This window comes from Brevibacillus sp. Leaf182, assembly GCF_001423865.2.
In the GTDB taxonomy this organism is placed as follows: domain Bacteria; phylum Bacillota; class Bacilli; order Brevibacillales; family Brevibacillaceae; genus Brevibacillus; species Brevibacillus brevis_C.
This window is the reverse complement of the sequence record NZ_LMPN02000017.1, coordinates 35,086-55,495: the sequence shown is the minus strand read 5'-3', so window position 1 is coordinate 55,495 and position 20,410 is coordinate 35,086. Positions and strand designations below refer to the sequence as shown.

The 20,410-nt window shown below is 48.3% G+C and carries 21 protein-coding genes; 8 read left to right on the top strand and 13 right to left on the bottom strand.

The genetic code is table 11. The features are described from left to right. The first annotated feature begins 7 nt into the window (after window positions 1-7). From ASG16_RS06685 to ASG16_RS06670, 4 genes are all read left to right on the top strand, one after another. Window positions 8-172: an XkdW family protein gene (locus ASG16_RS06685; protein ID WP_241970708.1), complete on the top strand. Its 165-nt coding sequence runs from the start codon at window positions 8-10 to the stop codon at window positions 170-172. Then, a complete protein-coding gene (locus ASG16_RS06680; protein WP_056495573.1) occupies window positions 172-309 on the top strand; it encodes an XkdX family protein in 138 nt (45 codons plus the stop codon). The genes ASG16_RS06685 and ASG16_RS06680 overlap by 1 nt, the downstream gene beginning before the upstream one ends. A 95-nt stretch (window positions 310-404) precedes the next feature. Beyond that, window positions 405-860 carry a phage holin family protein gene (locus ASG16_RS06675; RefSeq protein WP_056495576.1) on the top strand — a complete coding sequence of 152 codons (456 nt, stop codon included), beginning with the start codon at window positions 405-407 and terminating at the stop codon, window positions 858-860. A gap of 6 nt (window positions 861-866) precedes the next feature. Then, window positions 867-1,703: an N-acetylmuramoyl-L-alanine amidase gene (locus ASG16_RS06670; RefSeq protein WP_056495579.1), complete on the top strand. Its 837-nt coding sequence runs from the start codon at window positions 867-869 to the stop codon at window positions 1,701-1,703. Between the two features lie 46 nt (window positions 1,704-1,749). On the opposite strand, the gene ASG16_RS06665 is transcribed toward ASG16_RS06670, so the two are convergent. The 3 genes from ASG16_RS06665 to ASG16_RS06655 all read right to left on the bottom strand — a co-directional run bounded on the left by ASG16_RS06665 (window position 1,750) and on the right by ASG16_RS06655 (window position 4,549). Next, a complete protein-coding gene (locus ASG16_RS06665) occupies window positions 1,750-2,253 on the bottom strand; it encodes a S4 domain-containing protein (RefSeq protein ID WP_056495581.1) in 504 nt (167 codons plus the stop codon). 311 nt (window positions 2,254-2,564) lie between these two features. Beyond that, window positions 2,565-3,449, bottom strand: coding sequence for a glycosyltransferase family 2 protein (locus tag ASG16_RS06660; RefSeq protein WP_056495584.1), 885 nt, complete (start codon window positions 3,447-3,449; stop codon window positions 2,565-2,567). After that, entirely contained in the window at window positions 3,446-4,549 is a 1,104-nt protein-coding gene (locus tag ASG16_RS06655; RefSeq protein WP_082517308.1) for a glycosyltransferase family 2 protein, read from the bottom strand. Before ASG16_RS06655 ends, ASG16_RS06660 begins: the two co-directional genes overlap by 4 nt. Before the next feature lie 150 nt (window positions 4,550-4,699). Between ASG16_RS06655 and ASG16_RS06650 the strand changes: the two genes are divergently transcribed. From ASG16_RS06650 to ASG16_RS06640, 3 genes are all read left to right on the top strand, one after another. Beyond that, the gene (locus tag ASG16_RS06650; RefSeq protein WP_056495589.1) at window positions 4,700-5,788 is read left to right on the top strand and encodes a glycosyltransferase family 2 protein; all 1,089 of its coding nucleotides are present in this window, start codon (window positions 4,700-4,702) and stop codon (window positions 5,786-5,788) included. 393 nt (window positions 5,789-6,181) lie between these two features. Beyond that, window positions 6,182-9,160 (top strand): BclA C-terminal domain-containing protein, encoded by a 2,979-nt coding sequence (locus ASG16_RS06645; protein ID WP_111914394.1) that lies wholly within the window; start codon window positions 6,182-6,184, stop codon window positions 9,158-9,160. 147 nt (window positions 9,161-9,307) lie between these two features. Then, window positions 9,308-10,450, top strand: coding sequence for a sensor histidine kinase (locus tag ASG16_RS06640; RefSeq protein WP_056495598.1), 1,143 nt, complete (start codon window positions 9,308-9,310; stop codon window positions 10,448-10,450). A gap of 85 nt (window positions 10,451-10,535) precedes the next feature. Here the strand turns inward: ASG16_RS06640 and ASG16_RS06635 are convergent, their stop codons facing one another. The 7 genes from ASG16_RS06635 to ASG16_RS06605 all read right to left on the bottom strand — a co-directional run bounded on the left by ASG16_RS06635 (window position 10,536) and on the right by ASG16_RS06605 (window position 17,991). After that, on the bottom strand, window positions 10,536-11,576 hold the full coding sequence (locus ASG16_RS06635; RefSeq protein WP_048034801.1) for an acyltransferase family protein: 1,041 nt from the start codon (window positions 11,574-11,576) through the stop codon (window positions 10,536-10,538). 189 nt (window positions 11,577-11,765) lie between these two features. Then, a complete protein-coding gene (yxiS, locus tag ASG16_RS06630) occupies window positions 11,766-12,074 on the bottom strand; it encodes a protein YxiS (RefSeq protein ID WP_048034800.1) in 309 nt (102 codons plus the stop codon). Between the two features lie 84 nt (window positions 12,075-12,158). Continuing rightward, window positions 12,159-12,365 (bottom strand): cold-shock protein, encoded by a 207-nt coding sequence (locus ASG16_RS06625; protein WP_082196001.1) that lies wholly within the window; start codon window positions 12,363-12,365, stop codon window positions 12,159-12,161. A 152-nt stretch (window positions 12,366-12,517) separates the two neighbouring features. Then, complete coding sequence (locus ASG16_RS06620) at window positions 12,518-15,406, bottom strand: ATP-binding protein (protein ID WP_056495603.1); 2,889 nt, start codon at window positions 15,404-15,406, stop codon at window positions 12,518-12,520. Next, on the bottom strand, window positions 15,403-15,765 hold the full coding sequence (locus ASG16_RS06615; RefSeq protein ID WP_048034798.1) for a response regulator transcription factor: 363 nt from the start codon (window positions 15,763-15,765) through the stop codon (window positions 15,403-15,405). Before ASG16_RS06615 ends, ASG16_RS06620 begins: the two co-directional genes overlap by 4 nt. Window positions 15,766-15,777: 12 nt before the next feature. After that, complete coding sequence (locus tag ASG16_RS06610; RefSeq protein WP_056495605.1) at window positions 15,778-17,400, bottom strand: response regulator; 1,623 nt, start codon at window positions 17,398-17,400, stop codon at window positions 15,778-15,780. A 111-nt stretch (window positions 17,401-17,511) separates the two neighbouring features. After that, window positions 17,512-17,991 (bottom strand): hypothetical protein, encoded by a 480-nt coding sequence (locus ASG16_RS06605; protein WP_048034796.1) that lies wholly within the window; start codon window positions 17,989-17,991, stop codon window positions 17,512-17,514. A gap of 79 nt (window positions 17,992-18,070) precedes the next feature. On the opposite strand from ASG16_RS06605, the gene ASG16_RS06600 reads away from it, so the two are divergent. Beyond that, on the top strand, window positions 18,071-18,274 hold the full coding sequence (locus tag ASG16_RS06600; RefSeq protein ID WP_048034795.1) for a YwbE family protein: 204 nt from the start codon (window positions 18,071-18,073) through the stop codon (window positions 18,272-18,274). 54 nt (window positions 18,275-18,328) lie between these two features. Here ASG16_RS06600 and ASG16_RS06595 read toward each other — a convergent pair whose 3' ends face one another. The 3 genes from ASG16_RS06595 to ASG16_RS06585 form a co-directional block, all read right to left on the bottom strand. Beyond that, the gene (locus ASG16_RS06595) at window positions 18,329-18,754 is read right to left on the bottom strand and encodes an NUDIX domain-containing protein (RefSeq protein WP_111914392.1); all 426 of its coding nucleotides are present in this window, start codon (window positions 18,752-18,754) and stop codon (window positions 18,329-18,331) included. Between the two features lie 114 nt (window positions 18,755-18,868). After that, window positions 18,869-19,426: a cysteine hydrolase family protein gene (locus ASG16_RS06590; RefSeq protein ID WP_056495608.1), complete on the bottom strand. Its 558-nt coding sequence runs from the start codon at window positions 19,424-19,426 to the stop codon at window positions 18,869-18,871. 215 nt (window positions 19,427-19,641) lie between these two features. Next, window positions 19,642-20,190 carry a GbsR/MarR family transcriptional regulator gene (locus ASG16_RS06585; RefSeq protein WP_056495610.1) on the bottom strand — a complete coding sequence of 183 codons (549 nt, stop codon included), beginning with the start codon at window positions 20,188-20,190 and terminating at the stop codon, window positions 19,642-19,644. Window positions 20,191-20,410: the final 220 nt, after the last annotated feature.

The window sequence follows — 20,410 nt, the reverse complement described above, 5'->3', positions numbered from 1 at the left end:
TATCTCAGTGATAAGAGAACAGCAACAAACCGATCCAGTTATGACAATGGGACAGGAGCTCTCCTCACTCAAAATTAGCAACATCCAAAAGGATACGTTAATCCAGACAATGGGCGAACAGCTAGCTCAGGTCAAGCTTGAGCTCATTCAATTAAAAGGAGGTGCTAACTGATGGCATTTTGGGAGTTGGCATTTAGCATGAATTGGGTCACAGCAGATAAGCTGCGACTTGCTGTAAAGACTACATCTAATCCTTTTGGAGAAATCTCTCCTGAGGAATTCAAGCAAATTACCAACCAAGATTTTTAAACTACCAATATTTCAAACACAGAGAATTTGAGCCAGCCCCGTACCTAGCGGGGCTATTTTTATTACCCCAAGGTGGCTAGGAGGAAGATGAACCCATGAAACCCCTACACAGCCTAGAAAGCATCGCAACCCCAGCAAACGCCTGGGCGACAACAACGGGTGCAATCGTGTCGCCCGCCTTTCACTATCTATACGGCACCAACCGCCAAGACATCCTCATCGTCCTCTTCTTCTTAATCGCCCTCGACTGGATCACAGGCATCTCCGCCGCCAAAAAAGACCAATCCTACTCCTCAGACTACGGCCTCTCCCGAATTCCCCGCACCCTGTTCCTCATGGCCCTACCAGCCGTAGCCAATCTCTTGGACCGCGTCATGGGCACCCCAGGCTTCTTATTCTACGGCGTCACCTTCGGCCTTATCTACCACACATGGACAAGCCTGACCGCAAATGCCCACCGCGCAGGCTGGCCGATGCCCAAATCCATCGAGAGATTAGTCAGCGCCGAAATCAAGGCAAAGGCAGAGCGAGCCAAACGAAAGGAGTCCTAGTAAACGATGAAAATCACCGAGATGCTTTTGACCAACGTAAATTCCCGCCCCAAAAAGAAGATCGTCCCAAAAGGAGTCGTCATCCACTGGACGGCCAATGAACGCAGCGGTGCAAATGCCGTCGCAAACCGAAACTACTTCAACAGACCAACGACAGTAGCGAGTGCCCACTACATCGTGGACGACAAGCAAATCATTCGCTGTCTGCCTGAGGACGAGATGGGCTACCACGTCGGGGCGAAAACTTATTCACAGGCCGCCTTGACCAAATTGAGCAACTACCCGAACAACTGCACGATTGGGATTGAAATGTGCGTCAATGCAGATGGAAGCTTTGCAAAAATGTACGAGCAAACAGTGGAACTGACCGCGGATATCTTGAAACGACATGGCTGGGGAGTCGAACACCTGTGGCGTCATTACGACATTACGGGGAAAAACTGCCCGGCCTTTTTTGTCGTCAATACGACCGCGCAAAAATATACGGGAATGCTAGCCAAGGACGCATGGGCAAAGTTTCAACAGGATGTCCACAGGTTTCTCACAGCTTATCCACAAAAACCACAGCTTGATGTGGATAAGTGCGCGGTTGAACTGACACTTACTTCCACAGGGAAACTAATCGATGATGTATCCTATGTACCCATCCGGATGATTGTGGAGGCAGTTGGCGGCGCAGTGGAATGGGAGCCTTCCACTCAGAAAGTGACCGTAAACGGACAGGAAGTCGCCTATGTAAACGACCAGGGAACTACTTTTGCGAGCACAAGAGAGCTGGCTGACTTACTTGGATTGCAAGTGGAGTGGGACGAGCCGAGAAAAGCGGTCGTATTGAAGAAATAAAAGAAAAGCCGCAGATTCCGTCTGCGACTTTTCCCATTACATACTTTTACTCAATGGAAATCTGAATGATATCCGATGCACTCAAGACAGCGCTTGGCTTCGTTTGCTGCTCATTCAGGCGAATGTGCCCGTCCTTGATTTTGCGGACAATCTGGCTGCGACTCCAGCCTTCTATCTGTTCAGACAGCAGCTTGTCGAGTCGGAAGCGAGCCTCTGCGCTCTCAATTCGAATCGTCACTTCCTGAACGCCTTTTTCCTGGTATTCATGCAAGGGGAGAGGAGGGAGCGGCGAGATTTCTTCACTGAACTCCGTATCTGGTACCTCCCGATGATCTGTAAAGGCTTTGTAGATGGTCAGCTTTTCGTTCCACGTATGATTTTTTTCACATTTATAGATAGCGAAGCGATAGATGTTTTTGCCATTTGCATTGTGGCGCCGGACGTTTGTATCGAAAAAGAGAACGGTTCGCCCACAATTGCTGCAATATCGCCGCACTGGCTGATTTTCATGATTTTCACGTAATACCCACGTATGCTCGATGGTATGCATGGTCCTTCACCTCGTGTAAAAAGTGAAAGGAACGTACTTGCTATTTGGATGTCCTGTAGGGTAGACCTTTTTTGGAACACAAAAAACGGAGATTCCCCATAGCGAACCTCCGTCAGGATAAACCTCTACAGATTTCGTTACGTTCCTTTGTAATGGGAAAAAAGGGCAGACTGCTCCTGTGCGAAAAACCGTTTGTTTTCCGAAGGGCAAGCTATCCAGTTTTTTAGGCCATTACAAAGTAGTTGTTGGCATACGTAGTTACCGTACCTTTCCATCCAAATAGACGTGGCACCAGCATACCATATAATGGGTTAGTTTCCAAGGGGGATCGTATTGTTGGCCATAGGAGGGCGTGTGGTTTTCACGCGTAAAGGAGCGGAGCCGTAGATTTGCTTCATCCAGGTTCGCGCTTCCGCAAAGTCACTCTCCCGGTAGAGATGAAAAGCGGGATGGTGTGTATCCACAAAAAGGGACAAACCCAAAGCCTGAGCCCGAATGCAGAAATGACGGTCCTCTCCCCAGAAGCTCAGATTTGGTATTTGCTTAAAGCTGACGCCAGCATGCAGTGCTTTTCTGCGGATGAGGGTGCAAGCTCCTAAACCACCTACCTCATATACGCCGGGGACACGGAGTTGTCCGTAGAAGGCGTACTTCCGCAGGTATTGCTCTTCTAAGGAAATTTGTTCATTGCGAGCGCATTCGAATTGGGTGTATTCATCTTTGAGCCACACCTGAGGGACGGGGACGGTATCTGGTGTCCAGCTCGTCCAGAAGATTTCAGATATGATCTCTTTTTCAGAGGCAAGCAAAACTTCCAAAGTGGTTGGCTGGATAAGTAAATCCGAATCGATGAGGAAAAGGGCATCGTAATCAAGGTGTTTGGCGCGGGCGATCATTTCGTCCTTGAATCCAGCGACCTTCCAAACGAGTGCGTCGCTCCAGAAATGGGTCGCTTCATCGCATGTGTAAGGATGGAGGCTGCCAGCAGCGGGGATAATGTCGACCTGTCCCGTGTGTTTATCTGCAAAGTTTTGAAGCATTTTGCTCGAAAGGGGATCGTTATTGTCATCTACGAACAAATAGTGCAACGTCAAGTTTGAACTCGATAGCCTTTCTAACGAAAACAAAAACATCCGGAGAACATCTGGTTTCTGACAAACTGGACTTCCAATTAGCACGCGCGTTTTCACGCTCATAGCACCACCTCTCGCTTTTGTGCGCAGTACGAAGCATGTATGGAGCTCGCTATGTAATCGTAGACAAGGGATTCATGTGCCTTTCCCATGCGCTCCATGCATCGTCCCAAATAGTGAAAAGCGTAAAAGCTACCCATACCTTGTTCACTAAAATGCTCCCACTGATTGTCCCCGATCTCCAAGCAATACTCGAAAGCTTTTACCGCCTGGGCATACAGACCATGCTCCATCAGGAAAACGCCTTTGTAAAAATGAAGGTCTACGTAATTGGGGTAGATTTGAATAGCTCGTGCAATTCCCGGCCATGCTCCGCGCATACTGCCATGCTGGAAAAGAATATCGAATTTCAGCTTGTAGCAAATAGACGGAGGAGGTTGTTTGGTGGTCAAGAACCCTTTCATTGCTTGATTTACCAGTGTAAATGCATGCTCTAATTGTTTAGCGCGAAAAAATTCGTTTGCGAGATGGTAATCGCACCACGGGTCTTGTTTGGATTGCTTTCTTTCGTGACGTAAGAGTCTCAAGTTGCGCAAAGCTTTTTGTTTTCGCTGAACAGCATCGTCCATATATCCGAGATGATGAATATGTACAGGTAGCAAAGGGATAGCGATATCCCTCGAATCGATAGTCGGCCATTGAAGCACTTCGTGAATGTCTCGCTCAAATCGGAATCCTTTTTTGTTGCGAAATAAGCGGATTTGCCCGGAGCGGTAGGCAGAGTGGCGCGAAGCTTGCTGCTTTTGCGAACCAGTGTAATGGATCATTTTCATAAAAAAAGCGTCGCCTTTGCTCGCACTTACAGCCTGACGAAGCACCCCCGGTCTCTCTTCCTGTACGACTTCATCCGCATCTAGCCATAAAATCCACTCTCCCTTGGCAACCTGCAATCCGGCGTTTCTCGCTTTTGCAAAGCTGTTTTCCCAAGGAATCTCCAGAACTTTCGCCCCGTATTTCCGACAAATATCCTGTGTACCATCGGTTGATCCTGTATCGACAACAATGATCTCGTCTACCATCATATGCACGCTGGACAGACATGCTTCGACCTGGTCTGCTTCGTCTTTGACGATCATGCATAGTGAAAGGAGAGGCGGGCTCATTCGGATGATCACCTTCTTTTCGGTGTTGTCAGAACATATTGTTACACCATATTCGTGCGAGGAGATGGTTATGAAAGTACGGATACATAAAGAGGAATGGAAGGAAATAGGATGTTGAGAAAATGATTTTCTGGGGAGGGGGCGATCTGCATGTTCACGGTTAGCTTGTGCATGATCGTTCGGGATGAGGAAGAATTACTCGGTCGATGCTTGTCGACAGTCTACGATTTGGTGGATGAAATCATCATTGTCGATACAGGATCTACCGATCGGACCAAGGAAATCGCATTGACCTATGGTGCGCAATTGTTCGATTTTACCTGGGTGGACGATTTTTCAGCAGCTCGTAACTTTGCTTTTGCGCAAGCCAAGATGACGTACATTTTTTGGCTAGATGCGGATGATGTGCTTTTGGAAGTGGATCGGGAACGTTTTGCAGCACTGAAGGCCTTGGACCATTTCGATTACGACTGTGTCTCGATGCCGTACCACTTACTGGTAGATGAGCGAGGGAAGCTCGTTCACTATTTGCGAAGAAATCGCCTCGTCAGACGGAAGTGTCACTTTGTTTGGCATGGGGCGGTCCATGAGTATTTAACTGTCGCGGGGGAAATTCTGCACAGTGAAATCGCCATTACTCACCAAAAAAATAAGCCGTACACAGATCGGAATTTGCAAATTTATGTAAAGCGCAAGGAAAAAGGCGAAGTTTTTGATCCGCGTGACCAATTTTATTTTGCAAATGAATTGTTCGATCATGCGAGGTACGAAGAGGCGGCAGAGCAATATCAGTTGTTTTTGGACGGAGGTTTGGGCTGGATCGAGGATCAAATATGGGCGTGTCAGAAGCAGTCAGAATGCTATGCTCACTTGAAGCAACCTGAAAAACAAATGCAATCTTTGACCAGGACACTTGGGATTGACCTTCCGCGTGCGGAGATTTGCTGCAGGATGGGGGCTTTTTTTGTGGAGAAGCAGGATTTCCCGAAGGCCATTTACTGGTACCGGCAAGCGACATTATTGGAGCGGCCACAATGTTCCATGGGGAAGGTAGATGAATCGGCATGGACGTGGCTGCCTCATATACAGTTGTGCTACTGCTACGACCGTATCGGGGATCAACGAAAGGCTAAAATTCATCATGACATGGCAAAGCTGTATTACCCGACACATCCAAGTGTAGCGTACAACGAAGCTTATTTTGCAGGGCTGGAGCAACTGGATTCACTAGAACAGTAGATGGCTATACTCCTTCTTGGTTGTCCGATTGTATTTGCGAAGTTGTTATTTTTGCACGGGTCTTCTCTACAAAAATAGAATCGATCCTCGTTGATTAAAGAAGGAGATTCTCCATCCGTTACTGGTAAGAGCTGCACGACAGTTTGTTGGAATCCCTTTGTAGATTAAGGGGGATGGCTTCTTTTTTGGAGGAAGAGAATGGATGTTTCGGTGTAGTAAAGCACTACGATAACAATTACTCCTCGTATTAAATCCTCTAATGAATCAGCAATGCTTTCCTTTCTCCTTCTATTTTCTCGTGGTTGTCTGGAAGTGCCATTCTTTTTGTCCACGGCTCCTTGTGTAACAACTCATAAGGGAGGGGAAACATCCTTTTCAAAGAGGAGGAGAATCATGTCATTTCCAAATATACCGAATATCACCCCGACCATTCATATAGGGCGTGACGAAGCGCTCAATTTAATGTTGTCTTCTCTAGCCATGGAAGAGTTGGGGCTTAGTCATATTTTAAATGCGGAAGCTGAAAAAATTCAGTATGCACTCGGGACAATTCCCGGATTATCTGGACCAGGGGCCACCATTTCGGATTTGCTCGCGTTAAACAAGAGTGCGCGGGACATGCTCGAAGCAGCGACAAAGCAAGACATGCTTTTGCAAAAGAAACTGGAGGCAGTGCTGGATGCTTCTAAATATCCGGTACGGAGGATTACCGGGCCAACAGGACCGACGGGAGCAACTGGAGCAAGAGGGCCGAGGGGGCCACAGGGGCCGAAGGGGGAAAGAGGTCCGAGGGGTGTTACTGGAGCAACGGGAGCAACTGGGGCGAGAGGAGCAACGGGAGCAAGAGGAGCAACGGGAGCGACTGGTGCGAGAGGAACAACCGGAGCAAAGGGAGCGACGGGTGCAACCGGAGATACCGGATCAATGGGAGAGATTGGAGCCACTGGGGCGACTGGAGAAACCGGAGCTACGGGAACAACGGGAGAGACAGGAACAACCGGAGCAACTGGTGCAACTGGAGAGACTGGAACAACTGGAACGACTGGAGCAACAGGAGCTACCGGAATCACCGGAGCAACGGGAGCGACCGGAACAACCGGAACAACCGGAACAACCGGAACAACAGGAGTAACGGGATCAACCGGATCCACTGGAGCGACGGGATCAACCGGAGTCACTGGGGCCACCGGGGTCATTGGATCAACCGGAGCAACGGGAGCTACCGGAGCAACGGGAGCTACCGGAGCAACTGGAATCACCGGAACAACGGGAACTACTGGAACAACCGGAGCCACCGGAGCAACAGGAGATACCGGAGCCACTGGATCAACGGGAGATACCGGAACAACAGGAACAACCGGAGCAACGGGAAATACCGGAGGGACTGGAACCACTGGATCAACCGGAGCCACTGGATCAACCGGATCAACTGGGGTAACAGGAGAGACTGGAGTCACTGGAGCAAGCGGAGGCACGGGAGCAACGGGAACCACTGGAGTGACTGGAGCAACAGGAGCAACGGGAGAGACCGGATCGACTGGAGCTACTGGAGCCACTGGAACAATCGGAGCGACGGGAGTCACAGGATCAACCGGATCAACGGGAGAGACCGGATCGACTGGAGCTACTGGAGTCACCGGAACCGCTGGAGTAACCGGAGGGATTGGAGAGACGGGAGATACCGGATCAACGGGAGAGACCGGAGCCACTGGAACAACCGGACCGACGGGTGCCACTGGAGCAACTGGAGCAACTGGAGCCACTGGATCAACTGGAGCCACTGGAATAACCGGAGAGACTGGAACAACCGGAACAACCGGAACAACTGGAACAACCGGAACAACCGGAACAACCGGAGCCACTGGAGATACCGGAACAACTGGAGCCACCGGAACAACTGGAACAACTGGAACAACTGGAGCCACCGGAACAACGGGAGCAACTGGAGATACCGGAGCAACCGGAGCAACTGGGGCAACAGGAGCAACAGGAGCCACGGGAGAGACCGGATCGACTGGAGCAACAGGAGCCACGGGAGAGACCGGATCGACTGGAGCAACTGGAGCAAAGGGAGAGACCGGAGTCACTGGGGCAACTGGATCGACTGGATCGACCGGAGCAGCGGGAGCGACAGGAACCACCGGAGTAACGGGAGCCACTGGAGCGACTGGAACAACCGGAGAGATCGGAGTAACCGGAACAACCGGAACCACCGGAGTAACGGGAGCGACTGGAACAACCGGAGAGATCGGAGCAACCGGAACAACCGGAACCACCGGAGCAACCGGAACAACGGGAGCCACCGGATCGACTGGAACCACGGGAACGACTGGAGCAACGGGATCGACCGGAGCCACGGGAGAAACAGGAACGACCGGATCGACCGGAGCAACCGGAACAACGGGAGCCGCCGGATCGACTGGAACCACGGGATCGACTGGAGCAACGGGAACGACTGGAGCAACGGAAGAGACCGGAGCCACGGGAGAAACAGGAACGACCGGATCGACCGGATCGACCGGAACAACCGGAACAACCGGAACAACCGGAACAACCGGAATAACTGGAGCAACGGGATCAACCGGATCGACCGGAGCAACAGGAGCAAGTGGAGTAACAGAAGATACCGGAGCAACGGGATCAACCGGAACAACAGGAACAACAGGAACAACAGGAACAACGGGAGATACCGGAGCAACAGGAGCAAAGGGAGAGACCGGAGTCACTGGGGCAACTGGATCGACCGGAGCAGCGGGAGCGACAGGAACCACCGGAGTAACGGGAGCCACTGGAGCGACTGGAACAACCGGAGAGATCGGAGCAACCGGAGCAACCGGAACCACCGGAGCCACCGGATCGACTGGAACCACGGGAACGACTGGAGCAACGGGAGAGACCGGAGCCACGGGAGAAACAGGAACGATCGGATCGACCGGAACCACCGGAGCAACCGGAACCACTGGATTCACCAACATCAACGCCTTCGGCGCCAATACCTCAGGATCACTCATATCCGTAGTCCTAGGGGGAACGAATATCCCTCTACCGAACAACCAGGTGTTAGCAGGTGGCATTACGGTGAATGCCGCAAATACGGTATTTACAGTTCCTTCGGCAGGGAACTACTTGATTTCGTATTCCATCAATACAACGGCTGCTTTACTGGTTAGCTCGAGGATATTGATAAATGGGACGCCATACACGCCAACGATCATCTCACCAACTTTATCACTTTCATCGTTCAATAATACCGTCATCGCCCCTCTCACCGCTGGAGCCACAATCATGCTGCAACTGTTTGGATTATTGGGAACAGCCACCCTTCTGACAGGGGCTGGAGCGACCTTGACAATTATAAAAATAAGCACGTAGTAGGCAAAAAGGAGCTACGATAACAAGTAGCTCCTTTCCCCTTTCCTATTCTTTTTTATTAAAGTAGTAAAAATATTTAGTTAATTAACCGTGATGATAGTATAATAGGTTGGAAGGGGATTTGCCTATTATTCGGAGTGGGGATAGATGCCGATGGATGACTTGGCAGTATATTTGGACGAGCACGAGGCAATGATCGTAAAAGAATTCAAGCAACGAATTGCGGTTTCGGACGGTGATCAATACAAGGGATTGATCCATCTGAATGGCCAAGCACTGTATCGTATGGTTATTGAATATTTTCGTTCGGAAATCACTCTTGAGGATATTAAAGAATTGGCTTACAAGGTCGCATATGAACGAAACCGGGCAGAGACCAACATTGGCGATTTTGTTTCCAACGTGTGCATGGGCCGGGAAATGGTTATCGATCTTCTCCAAAAAGGTCCGTTTACGCCTGCCGTTTTGATGCCTGCCTTATTAAAAATAAACGAATGCTTTGATGTCTTTTTGGTACACGCTGTTTGTAAATACACCGATCTCAAGGACGACGATTTGGAAGAGAAGAAGCTATTTATCGAGCGTTCTCACAAAGACAGGCTCACGATCCTGGGGCAAATGGCATCGAGCTTCGTCCACGAATTCCGAAATCCACTTACTTCCATTATGGGATTCTCTCGTTTGTTAAAAGAAGATTATCCGAATCTCCCTTACGTAGAGATTATTGAAAATGAGCTGCGGCAATTGAATTACCGGGTTTCGCAGTTTTTGCTGGTCTCGAAAAAGGGAGCGGTTTACAAGCAAATGGAGGTTTTTAGCGTTTGGGAGTTGTTCGATGAGATTCTTTCCTTCCTCTATCCGAATATCGTTGACGTGAATGTGGATATCAAATGCAGTATCGATCCTACCTTTAAACTAAAAGGCTACAAGGATGAGATGAAGCAGGTGTTTATCAACATCATTTCCAATGCACTGGATGCGTTACATAAAAAAACAGGCGATAAGGAGATTGTCATTGAGGTGTCCCAAACGCCTGACAGGTCCTTAATTACCGTTTCCAACAATGGATCGCCAATTCCACCTGACCTGCTCTCGGTTATTTTTGAACCGTTTTTCACGACGAAGGAGCTCGGAACTGGAATTGGCTTATACGTCTGCAAAGAAATCATTGAGCGGCATGGGGGAACGATCACATGCGAGTCTACTGATCAGTTGACGAAATTTTCCATGCAATTCAAGCCCTGTGACACATGTAAAAGTGGCTCGATGTCGATGAGCCATCCTATCTAACGCGACAAAAAAGCGACCTATCCATGAAGGCACGATCGTTAACAGACGTGCACCATGAATAGGTCATTTTTTGTGAAAAAGCTGATTATTTGCTAGCCTGAAGCTGCCTGCGAGTTTGTCGTATGGTTTTGGAGATACGCTCAAGTTTGTTTACCAGCCAAACGAGCATGAGCGCCAACAGACAACTGCACCCGATAATCAGGAGCAAGTACAAGAGCGAGTACCACGTGTTTTCAAACAGCCAAGCGACCTCGCCGTATTTCGCAAACAGATAGTCTTTGAACATGATCAAAAAAGCAGAGTGGAACAAAAAAATAAAATACGTCAGCCCTTTTCGAAACTTGATGTGCAAACGATCGACGCGTTCCAGAAAGAAGACCATGAGCACAAGAAACGACAGAAGCGTGGCGAAGACAAAAGTCAAATGCACAGCCACATACAGCTTGTTTGAGACAACAAAAAACAGCGCAGCCGCAGTGGAAACACCCGTCATCAGCGTCAGGATGGAACGGTTGTTTCGCAAAAAGGATAGAATCGATTCACGGTACCAATACAACACATGCCCCATGTACAGGGTAAAAATCCAGCTCGGGAGCATATGACGCGTGGTGAGCCCGAACCAGCCCTGATGGATGTAGTTGATGTACACGTACTGAATACCGAGCAGAATCCAAATGACAGACAAAATGTTGCGTTTGGTGATCACACGACGAAACAGATAGGCAAAAACGTAATACTGGCAAATCATAAATACAAAGTACAGATGGTCACCCGTTTTGCCTAAAACAATGTTCGTAAAGTCCTGGGCAGTTTGAGGCATCCCTTTTTTCAACAAGTAATGGTACAGGACACCAGAGACTAAATAAGGGACAAAAATATACAGAAGCTTCCCTGAAAAAAACTCGCGAGCAGTAGGGCTCTTGGCTTCAAAAGAATAAGCAGTCAAATAACCGGTGGCGATCGTCAACAGGACAGTGCCGTAGCGACTGATCTGATTGAGGGCCACGATCCAAAAGGGATCTGTAAAAGAAAGTGCAGAAGCCGTGAAATGACCGACTACAACGAGAAAACTTGAGAAGAGCTGGATGTAAAACAGAGATTTCAAGATTTTTGAATCTGTATACATTTCGATATTCTCCATTTCATCGTTTGTCGGCTGACGTTGTCGCTCAAACAATAAACTGTGAATGGTTTTATGATAATAAAGTTTTCTTTGAATTGTATTTGGACAGGGGAGGGGAGTTTTTGGAAAGGCAAAAAAGAAAGAAAGCCACACCCGCGCGCGTAGCTTTCGCACGAGTATGGCTTTCACACATTATTTCGGATTCTTTTTCATTTCATCGATGGTCTCACTGACCACAAACGCCAAATCGTCATTGCCAAACAGCGACAATACACCAAGGAGTGTCGCATCAGGAATGTCCTCTGCTTCTTCTTTGGGAACGGTATTGTCCAGCATTTGAGCGAGTAACGTATTTTCCCCTTGAGCGGGATAAGCGCGGTGGTATAATTCGCGTGCATCTAGACCGTGATTCACACACCATTGGGCAAAAACGAGAATCATCATGCCCTCGTCGCGCTGGTAGGCTTGAATCACTTGATCTTCCATCTCTTTTCGGTTCATGGGCATACTCCTCTAACATTCGTACGTCATGAGCTTATTGTAGAGAAGAGGAAGAATACCCGCAAGAAAAAAGAAAAGAAGGGCTCAAGAGTTCCGCCTGCTGCTGTGATTGGTTAGGACCGGTAGCATGCGCGTGTCTTTTACCATACGGGCATGGCAAAAGGGGCAGCTGGGGCTCTTATCAAAGGAAAAGTTATCTCTCATCCAGCACGTACAGCCCTCGTTACTGCACGTCCATACATCTGTTTCCTCTTCTTCGATTGGAACGACTGCTTTTTTTGAGAAATACACATGAACTCCTCCTTTGCAGGGCAAAAGTGCACAAAGTAACTTCTATTAATGTGTGATGGAAAGCTCATGAATATACCAAGATTTTCTTTGGTAGAAGGTAAAAAAAGAGGCCGCGCTTTCATCGCCGCAGCCTCTTTTGTCCATTGTCATCTTTACTGTTCGTCGGGAATGAAAATCTGTCCCATTGCTTCATGATTCGTGATGGCCAGCAAAATCGCTTTCGACAAGGTATCTGGATGATAAGGCTTGATCAGATAGCCGGTTGCTCCCAGGTCAAATGCCTTTTTCTTTTCCTCAAAAGCACTGGAGATCACGATCGGAATGGTCCGTAAATCCGGGTTGTTGCGTATCTCCTCAATGACCTTCCAACCACTCTCGCCGTCCTTCAAGATAAGGTCAAGCACGACAGCATCCGGCCGCAGCTCCTCGATTGCTGCTACTGCCTCAGACGCCGTAGAGAAGGAATTGACACGGAATCCAGAGCTCGTTAACTCATGACGCAGCAGCTCGGTTAAGTTCAAATCGTCCTCGACGATCACAACGTTTCCGTTGCATTGACCAGTTGGAGAAACTGCCTCTTCACTTCCCGCTGGATAGCCAAGGGACAGAGCGTTCTCAGCCAGTGGAAGAGTAACCGTAAATGTACTACCCTTGCCCAATTCGGACGTAACGGCAACTTCTCCATGGTGCATATGGACGATCTCCTGAACAATGGCGAGACCCAATCCTGTACCGCCGATCTCCCGGCGATCCGAGTTATCTACGCGATAAAATTTGGTAAACAGGTGAGGGATGGCTTCGGAAGGAATGCCTAGCCCTTCATCCTGGACCTCCACGAGCAAGTGATTCCCATCTTGTCGACAATCCACCCGTACATGACCACCATGCGGGGAGTATTTGATGGCATTACTGATCAGATTCACAAATACTTGACGCAGCTTGGCCTGGTCTCCATAAACAACAGTTCGCTCTGTTTGCAAATCGAGTTCAAATCGATGGAGAGGGGACTGGATTCGATAAAGTCCGAAAATATCCCGAATGACTTGATCAAGCGCAACATTCTCTAGCTCATACGTCTGTCTGCCGGATTCCATGCGCTGCAAATCCAAGAAATCGTTGATGAGCGCAGTCAGGCGAGTAGCTTCTTGATAAATGGTCGCTATGTACCGCTGTTGACGTTCGGGTTTGAGCTCTTTCGTTAACAGCAGCTCCGCAAAGCCAAGCACACTGGCGAGAGGAGTACGGAGCTCATGGCTGACCGTACTGACGAATTCCGATTTCATTTGGTCGATCTCGTATTCCTTGGTGAAGTCACGGTAGACGAGCAAGGTACTCCATTTCTCTTGATTCCGGTACAGTGGCTCTGCATAGAGCTGAATATAGCGTACTTGAGGTCCAGTCATCTGAAACACAATGCTGCCAGAAGGAATGGCATCTTCGTCTAAAACGACAGCTTTGACATACTGAATGAGGCGATCAGGCTCTGAGGTTCGACTCTGTAGATGGGAAAGGAACTGTTCCAAGTCAAATCCTTGCGAAGCGAGCTGATGGTCGTAGCACAAGAGCTCACAAAAATTTCGGTTCACTTGCAGTGTTTCTCCATTCGGATCAATGAGCTGAATGCCTTCTTGAACAGAATCGAGCATATCCTGTGTCATTTTGCGCTGTCGCTCTGTCTCTTCAAACATCGCGAGCTTGTCGAGCGACAAGGAGATCTGCTTGGCGAGCCCGATGATGACTTGTAGCTCCTGCTCCGTGAATTTGCGATCGATACGGGAGAGGATGATACATGCCACAATAGTTTGATGTGCATCCAATACAGGAAGGTAGAGCTCGGAAGTTCGGGAGATGTCCTCCCTGTAGCCGCGCTCAGCGTCTGTACTTTCACGGATCAGGACATACGGCAGGCTCGTTTCCTTGATTCGCACGAGCGGACCGTCGTCCAATCCTTTTCGCAGTTGCTCCAGCACGTTCTGGGAAACACCAAAGCTAGCTGCATCCCTGTCAGTGTTCAACATGACGATGACACCTTTATCGGCATCCATGACTCCAGTTATATTGCGAATGATACTGGACAGCAGCTCATCTTTATCCAGCGTATTCGCCAAAGAGAGGATGAAACGGTTTTTCTTTTCCAAATACCGTTCGTTTTCTTCCATCTTGCCCAATGCTTCTTGCAGCTCTTCTTGCTGCATCATAAGTTCATCCTGCTGGGCTTGCAGTTCTTCGTTTTGTGCCATGAGCACTTCTTCTTTGGCTTGAATCTGCCTGATCAAATAGTCGAGGGAGCGGGAGAGCCTGCCGATTTCGTCAACCCTGTTCAAATCCTGCAAAAGTGGTGTAACGCCATTGGCAAACTGCTCGGCATTTTTGGATAGACGAACCAACGGTCTGCCGATATCCCGCGTAGTTTGAATGGTGACTACTACCATGATCACCAGCACCATCAGCGAGTAAACGAGAAACCAGGTGCTTAGCTGTGACAACTCTTCGAACAGTAGTTGGTTTTTCGTGTATAAAAGCTGATCGTGTTGTTCCTGATACCGCCCGGCGTATGTAAGCAGGTTGTTCACTTCCTGATTCACGCCACTGGCCGAAGCTTTTCGCAGGGATTCAAAGTCTCCGTTCTTTGCATAACTCGAAAAAGTAGGGAACACATTGGAGAAAAAGTTCGTGAAGAAAGATTCGATCGAAGCGACAAGCGCTTGCTCCTCATCATTGAGCGGAAGCTTCTTAAAATTATCCAGCGATTGTTCTAGCTTCTTTTTCTCAAGAAATAGCTCATTGTACTCAGATGGGCTCAAGAAAGCGTAATAACCCCTTGCGCGAAAAAAGATCTGGTTCGTGTGCTCAGCGATATCTGCGACCAAATTTTGTTTTTCCTTGGTATTGTATATCTCCGTCTGATAATGGTTTAATGCGTTGCTATTCAAATATTGAACGATGCCAGCGCCCGCAATCAGAAGTGACAGAAAAAGAAGCATCATCGCCATGAAGCGACGTGTGATGCTTTTTCTGATAAACGCCCAGAACCCCGTCATGCGAGCATTTCCTCCACTTTCCGGACAAGATCCATCGGGCTAAAGGGCTTCGGCATGAAGTCATCAGCACCAGCAGCACGCATTTTCTCCTGTTCGGCATGTTGACTTTTTGCAGAGAGGATCAGGACCTTGACTGCTTTTTTATCGTCCATCTGTTTGAGCTGCTGCAATACTTCAAAGCCTGTCAGCTTTGGCATCATATAATCTAAAATAATCAGGTCGTACTCATTTTGACCGATTTTTTGCAGGGCTTCCTCTCCATCGCAAGCGATATCGAGCTCGTGTCCCTCGTCTTCGAGCGTGTCGCCAATCAGCATGCGCAACACGGCTTCGTCTTCGGCCAGCATAATCATTGCCATCTTGCTACCTCCTTACAGCATTCGCTTAACCAGTCGCTTGATGCGTGCCTCCAGTTCGCGTGTACGGAATGGCTTGGTCATATAATCGTCAGCACCGAGCTGAAGGGCACGGACAATGTCTTGCTCTTCAGTACGACCCGTTAGCATAATCACCGTATATTTCTTGGCATTCGGTAAATTCCGGATTTTCTGGAGAACTTCGAGGCCATCCATCTGAGGCATCATCCCGTCTAAAATGATGAGATAAGGTTCTTGGCCCTGGTGCCAGGTGGAGTCAAAGAATGCTGCTCCTTCTTCGTAAGTCTGGATGTCGACGTGCATCCAACCGTCAAAACTGGTTTGGATGGAATCGGCAAGCATCGCGCGAATCATCGGATCGTCATCAATAATAGCGACTTTCAGTTTTATCTTAGGGGATTCATGCGTCTCTGTGATATGAGCAGTTTCAATCCGGCGCCGCCCTGCATTTTTGGCAGCGTATAAAGCAGTGTCCGCAGCTTCTACCCAATACGTATGCGGTTTATGAGGATCATCAACTTGTACGATTCCACCGGAAAAACTCAATGAAAACGTTCCTTCAGGAGCATCGAACGTAAGCGAACAAAAAGCAGAGAGCATCTGCTCCAGGCGCATCTTTCCTGTTTGTACAGTCGTACGCGGCATCAGCAGGATAAATTCCTCTCCGCCGTACCGGAATAAAACATCATGTTTTTCCGCGCTCTGCCCGATGAAAGCAGCAAAACGAGTCAGCACCTCGTCACCGATTAGATGACCGTATGTATCATTGACCCCTTTGAAAAAGTCGATATCCAAAAATGCCAGTGAGAAAGGGGTGTTGGTTCGCTGGGCATCAGAAAGAAGCCGATGGTATGTATCAACAAAAGAATTGCGATTGTTGACGCCCGTGAGCTCGTCCAAAAACAAGATACTGTTCATCCAGCGCTTCCGGCGAAGCTGGCGTTCGAGGCGCACGACAAGCTCTTCCATATCAAGCGGTTTGCACATGACGTCATCTGCGCCCAAACGATAGGCATTCAGACGGGTCTCCCGTTCGTAATCGATGCTGATGATGGTCGTAGGCACGTATTGCTTCTTTATTTTTTCGCTAATCGTCTGCATCACTTGGAAGCCGCCTGTTTCCGGGATGTTCAAATCCAGAATGAAGCAGTCAGGATTCATGTCGTGAAAATAGTCGAGAGCCTTATGAGGATAGACCGTTGCGATGACAGACCAATTGCGATTTTCTAAGTATTCCTTTAGATACATAAGCAGGGTGACGTCATCATCCAGGATGAGGACCAAAGGCTGTTGCTCACAAGGGGATTCCCGTTGGAGAGTGGGGTTCTCGATAAAAACTTCCTGTTCCGGGCGCTGTTCGTAACACAAGCCGATCAACTCTTGCAAAAACAATCGCCATTCACTTAGGGACCAATCCTTGGCAGGCATGTCATCCATTCGATCCAGAAGGAGCTGAGACAGATCAGACAAATCGGTCAATCCAATCGTCCCCGCAGTTCCCTTCAACGAATGGAGAAACCGATATAGATCATCATGAGAGACGGGAACCTCCTGGTCGTACCACGTCTCAATCTGTTTATGGATATTTGCAAGAAGCGTTTCTCTGTACTTCATCATGTCGTACCGTCCCCCTGTGTTGGGATGGCGCAAGCAGTCGGATCGCTTGCGCCAGTTTGATCAAAACATCTACAATTTGGTATGGTACATGTAGCAGGGAGAAGGAAGGGCTTATTGTTGCAGGGAAAATCCTTCTTCAATCAGATACTGCTCTGCTTCCACGTACGATTCAAAGGAAGCTTCCAGGTTCATCCCGTGGTATACGTTCCACAGCGCGTCTTCCTGTTGCAGCAAGAGCGTGCGGTTTTGCTTGTCGACCCAAGTTTGCTCCAATTGTTCAGCTTCAGAAGTAGCCTTTGGCGCTGGTTCACGCTTGATGGAGAGGGATTGGATTGAAGCCTCGACTACCTTGCGGAGCTCGTCCGCCGAGAAATCACGGATGTTGACATAGCCCTTGTCGTCTTTTTGGTAGCCCTTCAAAAACGCGGCAAACACAAACCCGTTGCCGTTCGGATGCAGATGATAGACCACTGTCTTTTTGTCATGAAGGCTTTCCTCATAATGAAAATTAACCCGTTTCAGGGAGACGTCATTCCGAGTCAGTTGTGGAAAAGATTCAATAATCGCTAGTTTTTCTTCAAAAGTAAGCATGGATTCCTCCGGTGAGATGGATTTGTTTGTCGATTATATCATAGGTGGGACATAGAACGAAAAGAAGGAGAAGGGAAAAATGAACGGAAAAAATCGAAAAGACATCGCAGCAGGTCTTGAAGTCGAGATTGTATTGAAACAGGACCAACGCACTGGCAAGCGCACCCGTGGGATTGTGAAGGATATCCTGACGAACTCCAGTACACATCCTCATGGAATCAAGGTTCGTTTGACGGATGGACAAGTGGGGAGAGTGCAAGAGATTATCCAAAAAGGGAACTAAGCTTCTTTACGAAAAAAACGGACAGGCCACATGGGCAACTGTCCGTTTTGCTTTTCATGAACGGTTCCGGTTTTGCAAATGCTCGATAGCTGGTACGGCGAAGCAAGCCAGATTCGACTGAAGTGCATCAAGCGAAAACCAGCGCATGTCGCCAATCGCCCCGCCTTCCTCTAAATTGCGTGCTTCTCCACTCAGGATCGTGACCTCGTAAATGACCGAAACCCAATGCTCGGCATTTTCCGGGCGGATGGTTTCTGCGGTGCACAGCAGGGCCTTTACCTCGACATCGAGATTGACTTCTTCTTTGATTTCGCGGATAACACTTGTCTCCAGTTGCTCATAGGGATCAACTTTTCCCCCGGGAATGCTCCACGTATTTTTCTCTGGATCTCTGTTTCGTAATACCAGCAAAATCTCATTCTTGTCGTTTAGGATGACAGCTCCTACGCCCAATCTTGGTACAGTTATTGTAGTCGACATGGTTTCTCCTTCGATAGGCAGATTCGTTTCTTCCATATATAGCAAGGTCCAATCGTTAGCAGGACAAAACAAGAAACCGCCTGAAGAGACGGTTTCGAGAGGTTTAGCAAAACGTTACCGGTAAGAATCATGGGTAGGGGCGAAGACATCCTCCGCTGATTCCCGCACCAAAATAAATGGCTCAATATTTCCCAATCCATGCAAGCATGTATTGTGATGGGCGATGATTTGCTCCGCTGACAGGACCTTATTGTCCGAAGTAGAGTGCCCGTCTTTGATAAGCGTCACATCATAGCCGAGTGTCGTCGCTTTGCGGCAGGCGCTGTCGATACAATACTCGGTTTTGCACCCCATGATGACAAGGTGGTTAATTCCGAGCGCTTGTAGCTTTTCGTGCAGGTCTGTTCCGTGAAACGAGTCTGTCGCTAGTTTTTGAACCACCGTTTCTGATGGCAGAGGGGCGATCTCAGGGTGGATGGCAAAGTCGTCTGAACCGACTCCTCCAACATCCGCATCCTGAACGTACAGCACAGGAATGTCCTTGCTATAGGCATCTTCTCTTACTTTTTTCAATGTTTGGACAAGTGTAGCTGGCTGAAAAACAGGACCAAATTGCCCTTCGATAATACCTACTTGCGCATCAATAATCAGTAGAGCTGTTTTTCGAATCAATTCATTTCCTCCTAGGTGAAAGGGGGCTAGTGCTGGTGCTCCCCTTTTTGGTTGTTTGGTACACGCACAGCTTTATAAGAACGTTGATTCATGTCCTTTTTCATAACTGACCACTCCTTTCATCATAGAAGAGCGTAAATCCGCTCTGGATAATTGTACCACAAAAAAGACTCATTCCTATTGGAAGGAACGAGTCTTTTTCGATTGCGAACTTCTTATGATTCATTTTCCTTTTTCGGTACAAACTGAAAGATATCATGTGATTCGAAGGAGTCGATCAAACGTGACAGCCACAGATAATATTCCAACCCATTTTCAATGCGCTTGATACTAAGGTCAACACGTTCCCTGACTTCTTCCGTAAGCTCTTCGGATTGCTGGAGTGCGCGAAGCTCAAGGAGAGACTTTTTCAAGGCGTGTACATTTTGTTCACAGGCGTGTCGCCACTTCACGGAAAAGAGATCGATGAAGTTCTGGTACCAATCCAGATTGACCTCGTAATGATCCTTCCGTGTCCCTTTTTTCCATATCTTTTCTACCATATTTAAGTCCATCAATGTGCGGACGCCAGTGCTCATGCTGGTTTTGCTCATGCCCAGTGCTTCGCCCATTTCATCGAGTGTCATTGACTTGTCCTGAAAGAGCAATGTGCCATACAGCAGTCCCGTTGACATGGTAATTCCATACAGATCCATGTTGCGAGCTAGCGTTTCAATCACGCGTTCCTGAGCTTTTTCGAGGATTTTTTCCTGATTGGTATCCATTTTGAAAAAAGCAGCTCCTCTAGTCATAGTAACCTGACTAGAATTGTACGTCTCCAAAAGGAAAAAGTAAATGGAGATGTTGTACAGTATATACGTGATAAACTGAGAATACAGGAAGTAAAGTACGTAAAGTTTTTTCTGAACGCTGAAAATGACGGATTATCATGCCTCATCCAGTTTGAGGTAAAAAAAACGGCTGGTTACAATTGTAAGGGTAAAG

Coding starts and splice junctions, on each gene's coding strand:
- ASG16_RS06680 (WP_056495573.1), top strand. CDS start 172: ATGGCATTTTGGGAGTTGGCATTTAGCATGAATTGGGTCACAGCAGAT.
- ASG16_RS06675 (WP_056495576.1), top strand. CDS start 405: ATGAAACCCCTACACAGCCTAGAAAGCATCGCAACCCCAGCAAACGCC.
- ASG16_RS06670 (WP_056495579.1), top strand. CDS start 867: ATGAAAATCACCGAGATGCTTTTGACCAACGTAAATTCCCGCCCCAAA.
- ASG16_RS06665 (WP_056495581.1), bottom strand. CDS start 2,253: ATGCATACCATCGAGCATACGTGGGTATTACGTGAAAATCATGAAAAT.
- ASG16_RS06660 (WP_056495584.1), bottom strand. CDS start 3,449: ATGAGCGTGAAAACGCGCGTGCTAATTGGAAGTCCAGTTTGTCAGAAA.
- ASG16_RS06655 (WP_082517308.1), bottom strand. CDS start 4,549: ATGAGCCCGCCTCTCCTTTCACTATGCATGATCGTCAAAGACGAAGCA.
- ASG16_RS06650 (WP_056495589.1), top strand. CDS start 4,700: ATGTTCACGGTTAGCTTGTGCATGATCGTTCGGGATGAGGAAGAATTA.
- ASG16_RS06645 (WP_111914394.1), top strand. CDS start 6,182: ATGTCATTTCCAAATATACCGAATATCACCCCGACCATTCATATAGGG.
- ASG16_RS06640 (WP_056495598.1), top strand. CDS start 9,308: ATGCCGATGGATGACTTGGCAGTATATTTGGACGAGCACGAGGCAATG.
- ASG16_RS06635 (WP_048034801.1), bottom strand. CDS start 11,576: ATGTATACAGATTCAAAAATCTTGAAATCTCTGTTTTACATCCAGCTC.
- yxiS (WP_048034800.1), bottom strand. CDS start 12,074: ATGAACCGAAAAGAGATGGAAGATCAAGTGATTCAAGCCTACCAGCGC.
- ASG16_RS06620 (WP_056495603.1), bottom strand. CDS start 15,406: ATGACGGGGTTCTGGGCGTTTATCAGAAAAAGCATCACACGTCGCTTC.
- ASG16_RS06615 (WP_048034798.1), bottom strand. CDS start 15,765: ATGGCAATGATTATGCTGGCCGAAGACGAAGCCGTGTTGCGCATGCTG.
- ASG16_RS06610 (WP_056495605.1), bottom strand. CDS start 17,400: ATGATGAAGTACAGAGAAACGCTTCTTGCAAATATCCATAAACAGATT.
- ASG16_RS06605 (WP_048034796.1), bottom strand. CDS start 17,991: ATGCTTACTTTTGAAGAAAAACTAGCGATTATTGAATCTTTTCCACAA.
- ASG16_RS06600 (WP_048034795.1), top strand. CDS start 18,071: ATGAACGGAAAAAATCGAAAAGACATCGCAGCAGGTCTTGAAGTCGAG.
- ASG16_RS06595 (WP_111914392.1), bottom strand. CDS start 18,754: ATGTCGACTACAATAACTGTACCAAGATTGGGCGTAGGAGCTGTCATC.
- ASG16_RS06585 (WP_056495610.1), bottom strand. CDS start 20,190: ATGGATACCAATCAGGAAAAAATCCTCGAAAAAGCTCAGGAACGCGTG.